Source organism: Caballeronia sp. GAWG1-5s-s (genome assembly GCF_023631445.1).
In the GTDB taxonomy this organism is placed as follows: Bacteria; Pseudomonadota; Gammaproteobacteria; order Burkholderiales; family Burkholderiaceae; genus Caballeronia.
The window spans coordinates 1-15764 of sequence record NZ_JALQDC010000047.1 but is presented as its reverse complement, the minus strand read 5'-3'; the positions used below and the strand labels follow the sequence as shown (position 1 = coordinate 15764).

13 protein-coding genes and 1 pseudogene are annotated in these 15764 nt (G+C 60.9%); 7 read left to right on the top strand and 7 right to left on the bottom strand.

Features of this window, described 5'->3' with window-relative positions; all coding sequences use genetic code 11:
- Positions 1 to 131 precede the first annotated feature (131 nt).
- The 4 genes and pseudogenes from tnpA to NCR34_RS27640 form a co-directional block, all read left to right on the top strand.
- The gene (gene tnpA / locus NCR34_RS27655) at positions 132 to 557 is read left to right on the top strand and encodes an IS66-like element accessory protein TnpA (protein ID WP_008343400.1); all 426 of its coding nucleotides are present in this window, start codon (positions 132 to 134) and stop codon (positions 555 to 557) included.
- Entirely contained in the window at positions 554 to 898 is a 345-nt protein-coding gene (gene tnpB / locus NCR34_RS27650; protein ID WP_008343402.1) for an IS66 family insertion sequence element accessory protein TnpB, read from the top strand. The genes tnpA and tnpB overlap by 4 nt, the downstream gene beginning before the upstream one ends.
- A 30-nt stretch (positions 899 to 928) precedes the next feature.
- Positions 929 to 2482, top strand: a complete 1554-nt coding sequence (gene tnpC, locus NCR34_RS27645; protein ID WP_008343403.1) for an IS66 family transposase — start codon at positions 929 to 931, stop codon at positions 2480 to 2482.
- A 90-nt stretch (positions 2483 to 2572) separates the two neighbouring features.
- Positions 2573 to 2803: pseudogene (locus tag NCR34_RS27640) on the top strand (transposase); the annotation flags it as partial.
- Between the two features lie 647 nt (positions 2804 to 3450).
- Here NCR34_RS27640 and NCR34_RS27635 read toward each other — a convergent pair.
- The 5 genes from NCR34_RS27635 to NCR34_RS27615 all read right to left on the bottom strand — a co-directional run bounded on the left by NCR34_RS27635 (position 3451) and on the right by NCR34_RS27615 (position 10914).
- Positions 3451 to 3819: a response regulator gene (locus NCR34_RS27635; protein ID WP_250501405.1), complete on the bottom strand. Its 369-nt coding sequence runs from the start codon at positions 3817 to 3819 to the stop codon at positions 3451 to 3453.
- Complete coding sequence (locus NCR34_RS27630; RefSeq protein WP_350029471.1) at positions 3816 to 6962, bottom strand: CheR family methyltransferase; 3147 nt, start codon at positions 6960 to 6962, stop codon at positions 3816 to 3818. The genes NCR34_RS27635 and NCR34_RS27630 overlap by 4 nt, the downstream gene beginning before the upstream one ends.
- Positions 6959 to 7192: a type II toxin-antitoxin system ParD family antitoxin gene (locus tag NCR34_RS27625; RefSeq protein ID WP_250501404.1), complete on the bottom strand. Its 234-nt coding sequence runs from the start codon at positions 7190 to 7192 to the stop codon at positions 6959 to 6961. Before NCR34_RS27625 ends, NCR34_RS27630 begins: the two co-directional genes overlap by 4 nt.
- A 2130-nt stretch (positions 7193 to 9322) precedes the next feature.
- Positions 9323 to 9622 carry a c-type cytochrome gene (locus NCR34_RS27620; protein WP_502800133.1) on the bottom strand — a complete coding sequence of 100 codons (300 nt, stop codon included), beginning with the start codon at positions 9620 to 9622 and terminating at the stop codon, positions 9323 to 9325.
- Between the two features lie 23 nt (positions 9623 to 9645).
- Positions 9646 to 10914: a PQQ-dependent sugar dehydrogenase gene (locus NCR34_RS27615; RefSeq protein WP_250501403.1), complete on the bottom strand. Its 1269-nt coding sequence runs from the start codon at positions 10912 to 10914 to the stop codon at positions 9646 to 9648.
- A gap of 634 nt (positions 10915 to 11548) precedes the next feature.
- Between NCR34_RS27615 and NCR34_RS27610 the strand changes: the two genes are divergently transcribed.
- Both NCR34_RS27610 and NCR34_RS27605 read left to right on the top strand, forming a co-directional pair.
- Complete coding sequence (locus tag NCR34_RS27610; protein WP_250501402.1) at positions 11549 to 12115, top strand: type 1 glutamine amidotransferase domain-containing protein; 567 nt, start codon at positions 11549 to 11551, stop codon at positions 12113 to 12115.
- A 151-nt stretch (positions 12116 to 12266) separates the two neighbouring features.
- Complete coding sequence (locus tag NCR34_RS27605) at positions 12267 to 12569, top strand: putative quinol monooxygenase (protein ID WP_250501401.1); 303 nt, start codon at positions 12267 to 12269, stop codon at positions 12567 to 12569.
- Between the two features lie 166 nt (positions 12570 to 12735).
- Here the strand turns inward: NCR34_RS27605 and NCR34_RS27600 are convergent, their stop codons facing one another.
- Positions 12736 to 13059, bottom strand: a complete 324-nt coding sequence (locus NCR34_RS27600) for a hypothetical protein (protein WP_250501400.1) — start codon at positions 13057 to 13059, stop codon at positions 12736 to 12738.
- Between the two features lie 513 nt (positions 13060 to 13572).
- On the opposite strand from NCR34_RS27600, the gene NCR34_RS27595 reads away from it, so the two are divergent.
- Entirely contained in the window at positions 13573 to 15102 is a 1530-nt protein-coding gene (locus NCR34_RS27595) for a PAS domain-containing hybrid sensor histidine kinase/response regulator family protein (RefSeq protein WP_284506726.1), read from the top strand.
- Between the two features lie 292 nt (positions 15103 to 15394).
- Here the strand turns inward: NCR34_RS27595 and NCR34_RS27590 are convergent, their stop codons facing one another.
- Positions 15395 to 15661 (bottom strand): methyl-accepting chemotaxis protein, encoded by a 267-nt coding sequence (locus tag NCR34_RS27590; RefSeq protein WP_350029472.1) that lies wholly within the window; start codon positions 15659 to 15661, stop codon positions 15395 to 15397.
- Positions 15662 to 15764: the final 103 nt, after the last annotated feature.

The following is a 15764-nucleotide window of genomic DNA, read 5'->3' as shown; positions in this document are numbered from 1 at the left end:
GGGCAAATATCCGAAGCTCGTCGATTGGGTTGAAGGCAACATCGCCGAGACGCTGACGTTCTACCGGCTGCCGCGTGGTAAGCACCTCGCGGCGGCCGTCGTAGACGCCGGCGCGGCACGAGATCAAAGTAGTGCCCATCATTTTCGATTTGATGGACACCACTGTGACAGAGTCGGAAGCCAAGCCGGGTAGCCGCAAGGGACGCCCGAACCATGATCCGGAATTTCGACGCCGGCTTGCGGCCGCGGCATGTGAGCCTGGCGTGTCGGTCGCAAAGCTGGCCCGGGAGAGTGGCATTAATGCAAACATGCTGTTCACATGGCGGCGTCGGTATCGCGAGCAATTGCAGGCCGAAACGACTTCCATGATTCCAGTGGCGGTGGTCCATGATACGCTGCCCGCGCACGTGGCGATGACGCCGGAAGCACGGGACGTTGGCAATCGGACGCCACTCGCCGGGACGATCGAGATTCGAATCGGCAGCGTAGTCGTCAAGGTTGACGGCGTCGTCGATGCCGATACGCTACGGGTCGTACTAGCGAGCGTGCGATCGTGATTGCGCTGCCTACGGGTACACGCGTCTGGCTGGTGGCAGGCGTCACCGACATGCGCTGCGGATTCCAGGGACTGGCGGCGAAGGTACAAACGGCGCTCGAGGAGAATCCGCTGGGCGGCAACGTGTTCATCTTCCGCGGTCGTCGCGGCGATCTCGTGAAGGTCCTGTGGGCGACCGAGGACGGGCTCTGGCTCCTCGCAAAACGGCTTGAGCGAGGCCGTTTCGTCTGGCCCCAGACCGATGGCGGCAAGGTCTATCTGACGGCGGCGCAACTGTCGATGTTGCTCGAAGGCATCGATTGGCGGCAGCCGCGTCGGACCGCTGCAATGTCGATGTTGTAAACCGCCCGGAAGGCTCGTAAACTGCGCCGCATGTCGAACGGCGCCGAACTCCCTGACGATGTCGAAACCCTGCGGGCCTTGCTGGCCGAGGCCCGTGCCCAGCTTGCCGAGCGCGATCTCGAGATCGAGCAACTCAAGGCGCAGATCGACAAGCTCAAGCGCATGCAGTTCGGACGCAAGTCCGAGCAGTTGGACCGCGAGGTCGCGCGGCTCGAGACCGCCCTTGAGGATCTGACCGGTGAGCGTGGCGTCGCTGATGTGCGACGTGCTCGCCAATCGAGTGCGAGCACGCCTGTCGGTGACGCGTCGCCGAAAGAAGCGCTGCCGCCGCATCTGCCACGCGAAGAGCGCGTGCTGGAAGCCGACGCGACCTGCCCGAAGTGCGGCAGCGCCATGCAGCCGCTCGGAGAAGATGTGTCCGAGCAACTCGCTCGCGTCTCGGCGATGTTCAAGGTGATTCGCACGATCCGACACAAGACGGTCTGTCCGTGCGGCCACCACTTCTCGCAGCCGCCTATGCCTGGCCTGCCGATCACGCGCAGTATCGCCCATCCAAGCCTGCTGGCCGACATCCTCGTCTCGAAGTACGCGGACCACACTCCGTTGTACCGGCAGTCGCAGATTGCCGCGCGCGATGGCGTGAAGCTCGACCCGGCCAGCATGGGACGCTGGGTCGGCCAGTGCGAGGCGCTTTGCGGGCCGCTGACCGAGGCGCTGCGCCGCTACACGATGGCAACGTCGAAGCTGCACGCGGACGACACGCCGATCCCGGTGCTCGCGCCGGGCAACAAGAAGACGAAGACCGGGCGACTCTGGGTGTACGTGCGCGACGACAGCCGTTCGGGCTCGACGGAGCCGGCTGCGGTGTGGTTTGCCTACTCGCCCGACCGCAAGGGCATCCATCCACAGACCCATCTCGCCGGATTCGAGGGCATCCTGCAGGCCGACGCCTACGGCGGCTTCAACGAGCTGTACGAGAGCGGGAAGGTCCGTGAGGTTGCATGTTGGGATCATGCGAGACGGTACATATACGACGTTCACGCCCGCACGCCCACCGAAGCGACTCGGCAGGTGCTCGGATTGATCGGCGAGCTCTACGGCATCGAGGCTCACATCCGTGGCAAACCGGTCGCTGAACGGCTGCGACTAAGACAGGAGAAAAGCGTGCCGCTGCTGGCGGCGATCAAGGCGTGGATGACGGACAAGCTCACGACGCTGTCGAAGAAATCCGAGCTGGCCAAAGCGATCCGTTACTCGCTCAACCAGTGGGATGCCCTCGTGCTGTACGGCGAAGAGGGCCGCGCCGAGATCAGCAACGCCTTGGCCGAAAACGCGCTGCGTTGCGTGAGTCTGGGCCGGAAGAACTTCTTGTTCGCGGGCTCCGACAGCGGGGGCGAGCGAGCCGCCGCTATTTACGGTCTGATCGGAACTTGCAAGCTCAATGGGATCAACCCGCGCGCCTACCTCGAATACGTCCTGACTCATATCGCGGACCATCCCATCAACCGCGTCGATGAACTGCTGCCCTGGAACATGGCCAGCAAGCTGCCCCCGCACCCTGACTTACCCGCGTCTACTGCCTGATTGCCGGCCAGTGAGAAGCACGTAGCCTGATTCCCCGATCATGCCTCACGCGAACGTCCCGTTGCCAACGGCCGTCGCGAGGTGCTTACGCCGCGTGCGCATCACAAGCATTTGAAGTCGACCAACATGCTTGAGCGCCTGAACGAAGAGATCAAGCGGCGCACGCGCATCGTGAGGATCTTCCCGAACGAGGCCGCGTGTCTGCGCTTAGTCAGGGCGCTATGCAGTGAAACGCATGAAACGTGGCTGGAAGACAGCCGCTATCTGAACATGGCCCTGCTGGCCGAGCAGAAGAAGGAGTTCTTGCGCGCTGCTGCATAGCGGGCGTGCGGCGTGCGGCGCTGCAGGCTACGCCCTTCGCACCGCACGCCGCACAGAAGGATCAACTGAAACCACTGGCATCCGGTTTCTGCACAACTTGACGCACAGAACTCACGGCGCTTTGGCGCAGTGCTCCTAGTCGCAAGCCAGGCGCGTCCACGCGATGTACAAAATGCCCATGCGATGCGACAGGGGGCGAGCACTCGGTCTCAAGTCGCTGGAAAATCGGTATCTGCCGACACTCCATTGCATCGGAGCGCCTTGCGGCGTAACTCGAGATTGTCATGGATGACTGAACGCGCCGCGCAAAGCAGCCGCTCGCCAGTCGCTCGTGAGTAGCTCAAACGGGTCGGGTTCACCCGACCGCGTCGTATGGCAGTCGGCTAGGGCGGCATTACGCGATGCATCGCTCAGCCGCTCGAGCGTGGGAGCCCCTCGGGAGAACGGTCAGGTGACGATAGAGAGCATTCACTCGTCTCTCGTCGTAGCTGCAAGCTTTATCGGCGCAACCCCTACCGTTGCGGGTCGGGATGAACGAACTGACCCTTCCGAGCTCTTTTTGAACTGGCTTCAACGACAAAAAACCTTATCGGTGCCATCTGGTAAGAAGGCGCGGAAGTGGTCCGATGTCCTGTTGTGGCTGGGACTCACGCTTTAAGCGCATTAAGCACCGCGCGGTGGTCGCATGGTTTCTGACAGCGCGGGTACTGCCGATAATCTGGGGCGAGTGCATCAAGGCCGTAGCCCGTCGCAAAAATGAAGCGGATTTCCCGCGCGACGAGCGCGTCGGCCACCGGATAGGATTTTTCACCATCGAGATCTACGTCCAGAACTGCAACGTCAACTTCCTCACGGCCCTCCGCAAGCAGGGCCAGGGCTTCCTCTACGCTCGCGACCGGCCCAACAACGACGGCGCCCGCTTCCTCAAGGGCAGGTGAGAGCGCGAGCGCGACCAGATAGTCATCCTCGACTACCAGAATCCTCCTGCCATCCAGAACTCTCGTCCGCTCGCTCATGTCGGCTCTATATGCCTCGTTAAGCTGGCTGACGGCAATGGTATTTCAATGTGACATGAAACCCCGTCCGCGTTAAAAACCAGCTCTGTATGCGCGTGCAAACTGAACCTTAGCGCTTTTTCGATGAGCTGCCGCCCGAAGCCAATCTTCGAGCTGTCGGGAGCAACCGATACGCCGCTTTCGATCCAGTCAATCACAAGCGAAGCAGCACCGGATCCTGCAAGCTCGACTTTCCAGCGCAATTGGAGCCGGGCCGCGCCGTCTTTGAGCGCCCCATACTTGACGGCGTTGGTCGACAGTTCATGAAGAACCAGCGCGATCGTCTGTATATTCCGAAATCCAAGCGGTACGACCGGACCACCCAGCCCGATCCGGTCGCTGCCGCTCACGCCAAGTGCTTCGAATTCCAGCTTCACGATGTCGCCAAGGTTGACCAGATTGCCGTCCGCTTCTCCGACAAGACCTTGCAGACGGCCGAGCGCCCGGAGACGACTGTTGAACGTCTCAAGTGCGCCGTCCTGGGCAAGCGTCTGCTGTGCTATCGACTGGATGACAGTCAGCAGATTACGTGTGCGGTGCTGTAGTTCGGCGATCAGCACGCTCTGCCGTTGTTCAGCATGCACCATGCCCGTTACATTGATAAACGTCACCACCACGCCATCTAGCGTACGTTGACCATTGTGGTACGGCGCGAGTCGCACGAGGAAATGGGACAGACCGTCGGTGCTGCACACATGATGCTCCCGCGGCGTGTCTTCATTAAATACTGCTTCGATGTCCGTCTCCAGCCGATGGAGCTCCAGCCGGCTGACGAGATCGGTGATAGGTCGGCCGCGATCGATGGGGCGGATGTGGAAGATGCCGTCCATCGCTGGCGTGAACGAACGGATCACCAGGTTGCGGTCAAGAAACACAGTCGCAACGGACGTGCTCTCGAAGAGGTTCTGCAGGTCGCTGTTGGAGCGGTCGAGCGCCTCAATTTTGCGACTAAGCTCGAGGTTGACCGTGTGCAGCTCTTCGTTGAGCGAGACGAGCTCTTCCCTGGACGCCGCCAGTTCTTCATTCGACGACTGCATTTCTTCGTTGACCGACACCAGTTCCTCGTTGGAGGACTTCAGTTCCTCAAGCGCTGTCTCGTATTCTTCGATCATCGATTGCAGGCGTTCGCGCGTGTCGCGCAGTTCCTTCTCAAACTGCACGGCTGTTCCGTCGTGCGTGGCCTGGGCGCGCGCCAGCGCCTCCTCCCGCGAAAGCACAGGGCCCTGGTCATCGAAGACCACGAGATACATACGTTCGCCACTCGTCTGGTCCGTCAGCGGTTCGACTGTCAGGTCGATCACCTGCACCCGACCGTCCTCACCCTCGATCACCAAGCCGTCACGCGTGACCGAGCGACCAGATTCAACCGCCTCACGAAATACCGAGCGTAAGTCCAGACCGAGTCCCTTGCGCGCCATTGTGAACAGCTGGCGCGTCGGCGCACCAATTGCCGCCTCAAGGTACTTTCCCGTGCGGGCCGAGTAATACAGAACGTCGCCATCGCTGGAAGCGAGCACGTGGGGCGGCGTAAACCGTTCCAGCATGTGATTATCGGCCACGAGCCGCAGGGACGCCCCAGTCAACGTCGGACGACCGGTCGCCAGCCCGGCGATCTGGCCGATCTTCAGCGAGGACACCGACAGCGGCACCCGGAGTTGGGGCGATACGTCAGCACGACGGCGGAAAATCCGGTGCTTCTTTTCAATTGGAGTGAACAGCTCCTCGAACTGGCTGACGCCTTCCGAGGTACCCAGGAACAGATATCCATCAGGACGGAGCGCGTAGTGGAACGTCGGGATGACCTGGCTCTGTATCTCGGTGCCGAAGTAGATCAGCAGGTTGCGGCAGGAGACGAGGTCAATGCGCGAGAAAGGTGGGTCGCGAATGACGCTGTGTGGCGAGAAGATGCACAGATCCCGAACCTCCTTCGCGAGGACATGACCGCTGCCGTCTGGAACGAAGAAACGCTGCCGCCGCTCCTCCGACACGCCGCCAAGCAAAGGCAACGGGTAACGCGCTGTGCGCGCGACGCCAAGCGCCGCATCGTCAATGTCGGTGGCGAAAATCTGAACGCGTGGTGGGTGGTCGAGGGCGTCCATCTGTTCGTGCATCAGCATCGCGATGGAATAGACCTCTTCACCCGTCGCGCAGCCAGGGATCCACACACGGACCGTGTCATCGACGCCGCGTCCTTCAAACAGCTTCGGCAGGACCTTGTCCGCGAGCGCCTCGAATGCATCGGCATCACGAAAGAAACTTGTGACGTTGATCAGCAGATCGCGAAAGAGGGCCGCGACCTCTTCTGCGTCTGCTGACAGCCGCGCGACATACGCTTGGGGCGTTTCTACGTCGAGAACCTGCATGCGCCTCTGCACACGGCGCAAGAATGTGTTCACCTTGTAGCCGCTGAAGTCGTGCCCTACCTGATGGCGCAGAATCGAACAGATTGCATTGCGAGCTTCATCGATGGAGTCGCGCTGGTTCGACGCGGCTGCCTTCTCTGCAAGCCCGTCGAGCATGAATCCGCCGGCTGCGAAGTTCGCCAGTTTCCGGCCCATCTGCTCGGCGGGGACCGCAAAGTCCACAAGGCCGGTCGAGATGGCGCTTTCTGGCATGCTCGGATGCTGGGGCCCGAAGCCGTCGGCAACCTGCGCGAGCGTGAGTCCGCCGCACTCCTTGATAGCCTTGATGCCGAGTGTCCCGTCTGAGTCGGCGCCTGACAGGACTACACCGGCGGAAAGCTCGCCGACGTCGGCCGCCAGCGCGGCAAAAAAGAGATCAATCGGTTTGCGCTCCCGACGGTGCGAGTCTTGCGATTGAACGCGGAGGGTGCCGTCCTCGATGGTCACCACTGCGTCAGTTGGCAGAAGATAAACAGTGTCGACTTCGATGCGCGTGTTATCAGCTATGGCATGCACTGGCATTGCGGTGAAGCGCGCGACGATCTCCGGCAGCATGCTCTCGCGGTTCGGGCTCAGGTGGGTGATGATCACGCACGCAAGTCCGGGCTTTTCGGGCATGCCGCGGAAGAACCCTTCGAGCGCCTCGACTGCGCCTGCGGATGCCCCGACGCCGACGATCGGAAATCCGGCGATCGGGTTCACGTCTTCTCCACTGCGCGGCGCGTCCTTGACGCGTCTTGCACCTGTCTCTTCGATGGCAAAACATGTTTCCTAGCCAGTGATAAGCGGCGCAAAGTCTGCTCTTCAAGCAGCCGTAACCCGGCGCGGATGACCTCAGTGGCGGAACTGTAGCGACCTGAGGCAACCTCCATTCGTACAAATGGCACCAGGTGTTCGGTTACCGTGATGCTTAAGGCGTGTTTGGTTGGCATGGATGCCTCGTGACCGGTAGGTAACGCTCCATCCTATCCCTTTCCAGCGGGAAGTCTACGGCGACCGGTACCGGTCTGCACTGGGCGATCGGTGTTGAATGGTGTTTCGTTGTTGCTTGGGGCCAGATCAGAACGGGCATTGCGCAACTACGCTGCTGAACCGCTGAAAGCAATCAGCGGGCAGCAGCACAGAAACAACTAAACATGCGCCCCGCCCAGCGGTGAGCGAGCCCGTCGCGCTAGCCCGGTGTGCAGACCGTTTTTGTCAGGATCGCTTATATACGTTGCAAGGCAGTCGGGCGGGCAGTTGTCAGGATTGCAGCACCGTACCCACTCGCCATAAATCCGCGCACCGGGGGCGTTCTCGCCAGAGGCGGCGCCGCCATAATCGGCGCCGCGGTACGTCGACGCACCGTATGTTACGGTGCTCGAGTCAGCAGTATGTGGGCTGGCCGTGGGTGCGTTCTGTCCTTGAGCGGTGACGGCGCCGCCCGATGTCAAAACCGCTGCGGCGCTGACCGCCAATAGATGGCCTAGCTTCATTGTTACTCCTCGAAAACGGAGCCTTGGTCACCAATTCGAGGGTCGCTCAACGCACCGATTTGCCGATTCCTTTTATAAAAATCCTGACAGAAGCGGAGTTCACGCAGGTCGTGACCAACGAAACCACGAGCCCATCGGCGACAAAGCGTTTGCGTTGCGCATCGACGATGGCAATGGCGGAGAGCCCCTGGGGCTGCGAGAGCGCCTTGAAGAAGTGGGTTGCGCGTCTGCGCGCAGATTGGAGACAGTCGAAGAGGCCATTGCGGCAACCGACGCCGTAAAGCGCGCGATCGACCAGTTTCTAGACGGCGAATCCCGCTGACGCCGCTTCGGAACAACGGTTGGTCGTCCGGCCGTCGCGACTGAAGCCACTGAAGCCGCCTCGCCATGGCGAGGAACGGCGCGCTGTTTGGCGTTCTGCATTGCGTCGGTCTACCCTGCCGTCTTGTCGAAGAGCGCGGTGTTGGCCCGCGCGCCCGATAAAAAAAAAGCCCGCCGAAGCGGGCTTAATGGTCGCTCATACAGCACAGATGCCTCCGTGCCGAGTTCAGCGTACCCCCGTTTAAGGTAAGCGGGCAAAGGAAAGCCCGCATCGCGGAGAGACGATAGCGGGCCAAGAACTCTATGCTGCGCCCTGGAGCGCCTCTGTAGCTTAGTCGCCAATGCAGTAAGGGCAAGAAAAAGCCCCACAAAAGAAAGGCCCGCACCCCGGGGCAGAGGCGCGCCTAAGTCCACGTCCGCCGAGAGGGAAGGGACGAGGATGAGTAACAAGCCCGCATTGCAATCGTCGTACCTAACCGTCGCTTCTCCGCGGCAACAGAGCACGGTTTGCTTGTCCGCACAACTCGTCCGCTCTGCGACGGACCTAAAGGGGAGTTCATGGTTCTTCGGAACGGGCAGAACCGTCGACGCTTGCCCCGACGGATGGCTTCCAGAAAGCCCTTTCGCTTGTATTTAAACTTGTAGGCACGTGCGATGCGCGCGCAGCGAGCCGAGGGGAGAAATCCGTGTGCAGAATACTGTTGGTTGGCAAAGAGCCTCGTCTGATAGACGTCTTGCGACTTGGTATGGAGGCGGAAGGTCACCACATCATGACCGCACTCGATGGCTTCGAGGCTTTGGAAATGGTGTCAGGGAGACACCCGGACGTGATTGTCACTGACTCGAAGATGCTAGATGAACTAGCGCTAAACAAGTTGAAACGCCACGCACCCCCGTGCCGAGGCTTCGCTGTCATCCTGCTATCCGATGGCCCGCAGCCGACAGAACGACACGCGTCAATTTGCAATGCCTATATTCAAAAGCCGGTAGCCGTTGAGCAGTTGCTAACGCTGGTTTCGCAGCTGAGTCCAGAGGGGCAGCATCCGGCATCAATGCCGCGGCACTAGCCGGCTAGGCGAACAGCAGCCGACAGCGACCTGGTACACGGAAGACTACCGGACGCCGCACTTTGCGGCATCGTCTACGGGTGGACGGTATTGTGCGAAGAAGAGCCCGCGCTATGCGGGCCCAAACCGAGATTGTCGCTTGCGATGGGGACGCGACAGGCACCAGTGGAAAGCCCCGGCGCTGTCGCGGCACGTCTATCTATTTGCTTCCGACGCTATGGTAGTAGGCGGCCAGATTAGCGACGTCCGTGTCTGACAGCGTCTTAGCCATCATCGACATCATCTCGTTCTGGCGCGCGCCAGAACGAAAATCGTTGAGCGCCTTCACGAGATAGTCTTCCGTCTGCCCGGCCAAGTTCGGCGCTTCGGGCAGTTTCGACATGCCGTCGATACCGTGACACGCCGCGCACTGCGCCGCCTTTGCTCGGCCGGCTTGCGCATCGCCCGCGAGTGATGTCTGCGACGTCAACGCGAGCGCCGCCGCCAGGGCGGCCGTCACCGATGTCATCCAGCGCGCAGGTCTCATTTCGCACCCGTGTACGAGATGCGGTAAATCGCGCCCGCATAGTCGTCCGAGACGAGCAGGGAGCCGTCCTGCAGCATTTGGACGTCGACCGGTCGACCCATGTATTCGCCGCTCGGAGTAAGCCAGCCCTCGGCAAAGACCTCAGCTTCGCCCGCCGTGCCGTCGTCTTTAATCGGGATGAACATAATGCGCGCGCCGATTGGCTTAGTGCGGTTCCATGAGCCGTGCTCGGCGTCGAAGATGCCGCCCTGGTACTTTTGCGGGAACATCTTGCCGTTGTAGAACGACATGCCGAGATCGGCGGCATGTGCCGCGAACTCCACCTGTGGGAAGGTGATGTTGGGTGGCGGCGTCTCGTCCTTGTACTCGACCGTACGCACTTTTCCGCCGCCGTACCACGGGAAGCCAAAGTTCTCGCCGGCTTTGGTCGCGTGATTCAACTCTCCCGGCGGAGTGTCGTCTCCCATGCCGTCGACTTGGTTGTCCGTGAACCAGAGCGTTTTGTCCTTCGGACTAAAATCGAAGCCGACGGAATTGCGAACGCCATGCGCATAGATTTCCCGATTCTTTCCATCCTGATCCATGCGAATGATGCCTGCCAGTCCATTCCGATTAAGCTCCGGCCACTTGTCCTTAGGCGGTACGTTCCACGGCTGGCCGAGCGCAATGTATAACTTCTTATCCGGACCGACGCGGCAGTAGCGTGCGCCGTGATTGAAACTCTCGAACTGCGCCGGAATGAGTTTGCCTTGCGGAACGACAACCGCCGCAGCCACGTCCGGCCCGCCTTCGCCAAAGAACTGCGCGGCCGGGAAGCCGAGCACCCGGTTCTGCTCAACGACATACAGCACGCCGTCAGGCGAAAAGCATACGCCATTCGGTACTTTGAACGTCACCGCCGCAGCGAACTGCGCGACGTCGCTCGCGACGCGCTGATGGGTGCGATCAGTTACCTGCCAAACGCGGTTCTTGCGCGTGCCTACGAAAACTACGCCCGTCGATGGCTCGATGGCCATCGCCCGGGCTTCTGGGACGATCGCGTAAAGTTCAATCTTGAATCCGGGTGGCAGCTTGATCTGATCCAGGTTCTTGCGCAGCGCATCAGCCGTCTGTCCACCCTGTGGAATGGTTTCCGGTTGGACGGTGCTGCCGGTCGTATGGAAGTTGGACATCGTCTGGACGTTGTCCTGTGCTGCATTGGCCGAGGACGCGACGGCGAGCAGTGCACCGAGAGTCAGCGGCAGCAATTTGAGCGTTACTTTCATTTTGGCGTCTCCTTCTTGACAGCTTTCTGAGGGTACTGAAACGAAACAGCCACCGTTGCCGATACGCTCGGCCGGTCACAACATGGACTGCGGCGAACCAAGCATTCAAGCATTTGGAAGATTAGAACATTTAGTTTCCCAAGCGGTGCAGATTTGCTATGACGAGAAAATCTGCCGCATTTCACACAGAGCTAGCCTAGCGGTTGGAACGGCAAGCATCGCCAGGCGTTCGGACCGCACGCTGCCCGGCAGGACAGTCGACCGCACCATCGCCTCCGCTCGCCGAGCTGGCCTCCGGACACTGCCGCGCATCAGGGCGTGAGCTGGACGGTTGCTATTGGCACGGGCACGCCGATGGCTTGGAATTGCACGCAGCCGAGGTGCCCCAATGATGCGAGCCAATGCGAAGCTGTAATTGGGTCTCCCGTGCGCAGAGCGCGGCTCGTAGCATGTCCGGGCTCGCTGACTTAAGGAACGGCGGTGGCGGCGAGCATACGCAACGGAACGTCCACGACCGGACCTTACCGACATCCGCCGACCGGCTTCCACGGCGCAATCACTGCCCTAGTGCGGGCCAGCGGGTTAGCCGCAGACGGAGCGTTTTCAACGCGAAGCTCATCAAAGGAGATCGAACATGACGAGCGAAACTCTCAAGGGACTAAAAGTCGCAATTCTGATCGAGGACGGATTTGAGCAAGTCGAAATGGTCGAGCCCCGTAAGGCGCTGGACGAAGCGGGCGCCGAGACGCGCATCGTCTCGCCGAGGGATAAGCAAGTGCGCGCTTGGAAGTTCACGGAATGGGGAGACGAGTTCCCGGTTGACGTCGCCCTCGACCAAGCCAAGGCGCAAGATTTTGACGCGCTCCTACTGCCGGGCGGCGTCTTGAACCCGGATACGCTTCGGATGGAGCCGAAAGCGGTGGCGTTCGCAAAGGCTTTTTTCGATGACGGCAGACCAGTGGCAGCGATCTGCCACGGCCCGTGGACCATCATTGAGACTGGCGCGGCGCAGGGGCGGCGCATTACCTCGTGGCCGTCGCTCAAAACTGACCTGAAAAATGCAGGAGCGGACTGGGTGGATCAGGCAGTGGTCGTCGACCAGAACCTAGTCACGAGCCGCAACCCCGACGATATCCCTGCATTCAATCCGGAAGTCATCAAGCTGTTTGGCAGTGCGCGCGCGCGGCGAGATACTGCATGATAGGGCGCCGGTTGGGTCGGGCACAATGCGCGACGTCGCTGTAATCGGCCGAGGAGCTTGGTACGTCGACGAGGCCGGCCGTGGCCGCCGTGTTTGTGAGCCTTAGGGGGTCCCGTGGATATCCTAAAACGGCATCAATAAGGAGGCAGCGATGGTCAGGACCGCGTTGTTCGTCCGGCTCGAAGCGAAGCCGGGCAAGGAGCAGGAAGTGGAAAGCTTCCTGATGGGCGGACTGCAGCTCGTCGAGCAGGAACCCGCGACGATCGCGTGGTTCGGGCTGAAACTCGCGCCGGCGGTGTACGGCATCTTCGATGCGTTCCCCGACGACGACGGCCGCCAAGCGCACCTCTCGGGTAAGGTAGCCGAGGCGCTGATGGCGAAGGCGCCCGATCTCTTCGCGAAACAGCCGGAAATCATGAACATCGATGTACTCGCGGCGAAGCTTCCGTCATAGCCGGGCCGGGTTCGGGAGCGGTACTTACCAAAAACGCGCCGGCCTGTTGGCGAGGAAAACGGCCCACCGGAAAGGTGGGCCGCAAGAGAACTACAACTCAGTCAGGCGACTGATCTCGCAAGCAGCACCGGCGCACGCCTGAGAGGCGAGCGTGTTGGCGTCGGGTCTATTCCGACAGCGTTTCCGCGAAGTTGATGTCCTTGATGCTGTTCTGGATGCCGGCCCACTTGTGCAGGTTGTAGACATCCCTCAGGCAGAACGACGCCTTTTCGCGGTCACCACCGAAGTAGTTGTTCGCGAACTTTTCGAGGCGACGGGCCCAGTCACGCTTCAGCAGATCGGAAGCATCTTCCGAGAGCTTCAGCCCATTGCCGAGTGCCGTACTGCACGCCATCCACAAATCGTCGCCATACGCGTGAAGGCCATCGACCACCATCCCCGACGCGAACATGCTGGCTTCGCCGTACATCTGCAGTAGTTCTTCAGCCATGTGCACCTCCGTGAAGCGAGCCTGGGCGTACGCCTTTTCGCCCGACGACGCCAAGCTATCACGGACCGCGCAGGGCCACTCGGGTCTTTGCTCTCTATTGCAGAGAAGGCCGAACGCGGCGACCAACTGGAGGCTCGGCCGGCATACGATGCGTTCGGTCCAAAAGTGAATGCGCGACTGCCGACACTTTTCTGGCAGCCTTGAGCATCGCAGACAGGGAACGAGGTCCGGTAACGGGGCATCCGTCACAATCCGTACAGTACGGTGTGCGATCCGCCACATTAGCCAAAGAGGGGGATGAGCCGGCCCCCAGCGACAGACTTGCACGCGCTCGTACGGCTGCGGCACCGGACGCGATGCCGCGTGGCTTTCTCAAATGATTCCCGGACCAGATCGGCACTGTCGTTGGCGGCTCAACTCCTCGCCGCCATGAGGGACAAGGAACGGATTGGCACCGATATGAGCGGTAAAATCACCGTCCCAGCACTACCTCGACCTGACCGGACGGAAAAGATGGACCACATAGAGAGCACGCGCGACGGTACAGGCGATACAGAAGAGCTCTTCCGGATTTTGGTGCAAGGCGTCACCGACTATGCGATCTTCATGCTCTCTCCGGCTGGAGTCGTCACAAGCTGGAACATCGGGGCGGAACGGATCAAGGGCTACCGCCAATCAGAGATCGTTGGCGAGCATTTCTCACGTTTTTACACTGACGAGGACAAGGTAGCCGGCGTCCCGGCCCAGATGCTTGCCGCAGCAGCGAAGACTGGCCGCGCCGAACGCGAAGGCTGGCGGCTTCGCAAAGACGGTAGCCGATTTTGGGCGCACGTCGTGATCGATGCGATTCGGGACACCGAGGGTGGCCTGATCGGATTCGCAAAAATCACCCGCGACATTACTGAACGCAAGGAGGCAGCCGCCGCCCTGGAGAAAGCCAACACGGCGCTCTTTCAGGCGCAGAAGATGGAGGCAATCGGGCGCCTGACCGGCGGCGTCGCCCACGACTTTAATAACCTGCTCGCGGTGCTCTCGAACGGGTTGCAGGTGCTGGCGATCCAGTCCCCTACGCCCGTCCATAAGAAAATGATTGAAGGGATGCGGCGGGCGATTGAGCGCGGTGCCACACTGACCCAGCAGTTGCTTTCTTTCGCGCGCCAACAGCCGTTGCAGGCGGAGGTGCACGACCTGAACGGATTGATCCGCGAGTTCGGGCCAATGCTTTCACGTGCGGGCAACCGTAGCACGCACGTCGAACTCGCGCTCCAGCCCGGCGAAACATTCGCGCTGGTCGACGCAGCGCGTTTCGAGGCGACGCTACTCAATCTCGTCGTCAACGCGGTCGACGCGATGCCGAGCGGCGGTACCGTCACGATCGTCACGGACACGGTCGACGCTAACGCGCAGATGACGCCGGCATTGCCGCAAGGCCGCTACGTTCGCATTTCTGTTTCAGATACCGGTACCGGCATGTCCGGCGACGTCCTTGCACAGGCGTTTGAGCCGTTTTTTACCACCAAGCAGCCCGGTAAGGGAACCGGACTGGGCCTGAGCCAGGTGTACGGTTTCATCACCCAGTCAGGCGGCAACGTGCACCTCTCGAGCGAAGTGGGCAAGGGGACGACAGTCGATCTCTATTTGCCGGTCGCGCAGCCGGCCGCAAGCGAGAATGTGCCGCCGGGCCCGAGGGTTGAGACGGTCTTGCTCGTCGAGGACGAGCCCGACGTGCTGGGAGTTGCGTCGGAACTGCTGACCAGCATCGGATATGACGTCGTGCCGGCAAGCAGTGCCTCGGAGGCGGTGGAAATCCTCCGGGAGCGCCGAGACATTGACGTTGTCGTCAGCGATATTTCGATGTCCCACGGCATGAACGGGATCGAGCTTGCAAGTCTGGTGCGTTCGGACTATCCGCAACTCAGGGTAGTCCTCACCTCGGGTTACTCGCCGCCGTGGCTTCGTGACGCGAAGAATCGGCTGAGCGATGTGCTGTTCGTACCCAAGCCCTATCGCCTAGCGGACCTCGCAAAGGCGCTGCGAGCGTAAGCGGCCGATCGCAGCGAGGGCCGGAGGAGCAGGCCGAGTTAGCTGCGACGATAGCCGTTTGCAGATTGCTGCTCGATGTATGCGTGTTTCACGATATGTGCTCGCAGAAAAAGAAAAACCCGCCATCTGGGCGGGTTCTGTGGAATTTGGGATTAACTTATGTTTCAGCCGACAACAGGCGCTCTCGACCTCCGCGAAGTGATCGTGGTCGTCGTGGTTTTGGTGAGGAACTTGATCGCGGTGCCCTGTCCAGCTCATAACGAAGGGGCGGGGCCTATCGGGCGTGATTCGGTCACTCGAGCTCAAACACGCTGACCACGCGGCGCAATTCACCGGTTGTCTGGTGTAGCGACGTGGCTGCGGCGGACGCGGCGACCACTTGCGCTGCATTACGCCTCGTGCCTTCATCCATTTGCGCAATCGCTGCGTTCACTTGCTCGAGCCCCTTCGCCTGGCTGTCACTCGCCGTTGTGATGTCGCTCATGATTTCGGCCACACGGCGGATGCTCTCGACCACGTTGTGCATAGTCGCACCGGCCCGGTCGGCTAGGTTGGCGATGTCCCGAAGACAGTTGAAGGTTGGGACGGCGGGTGCGGCATAGGTTAGGCAACCTTCCGATCATGGTCAATTGATTTCGAGCTTGACCGTTTCAAGGCCGCAG

Coding starts and splice junctions, on each gene's coding strand:
- tnpC (WP_008343403.1), top strand. CDS start 929: ATGTCGAACGGCGCCGAACTCCCTGACGATGTCGAAACCCTGCGGGCC.
- NCR34_RS27635 (WP_250501405.1), bottom strand. CDS start 3,819: ATGAGCGAGCGGACGAGAGTTCTGGATGGCAGGAGGATTCTGGTAGTC.
- NCR34_RS27625 (WP_250501404.1), bottom strand. CDS start 7,192: ATGCCAACCAAACACGCCTTAAGCATCACGGTAACCGAACACCTGGTG.
- NCR34_RS27615 (WP_250501403.1), bottom strand. CDS start 10,914: ATGAAAGTAACGCTCAAATTGCTGCCGCTGACTCTCGGTGCACTGCTC.
- NCR34_RS27610 (WP_250501402.1), top strand. CDS start 11,549: ATGACGAGCGAAACTCTCAAGGGACTAAAAGTCGCAATTCTGATCGAG.
- NCR34_RS27605 (WP_250501401.1), top strand. CDS start 12,267: ATGGTCAGGACCGCGTTGTTCGTCCGGCTCGAAGCGAAGCCGGGCAAG.
- NCR34_RS27600 (WP_250501400.1), bottom strand. CDS start 13,059: ATGGCTGAAGAACTACTGCAGATGTACGGCGAAGCCAGCATGTTCGCG.
- NCR34_RS27595 (WP_284506726.1), top strand. CDS start 13,573: ATGGACCACATAGAGAGCACGCGCGACGGTACAGGCGATACAGAAGAG.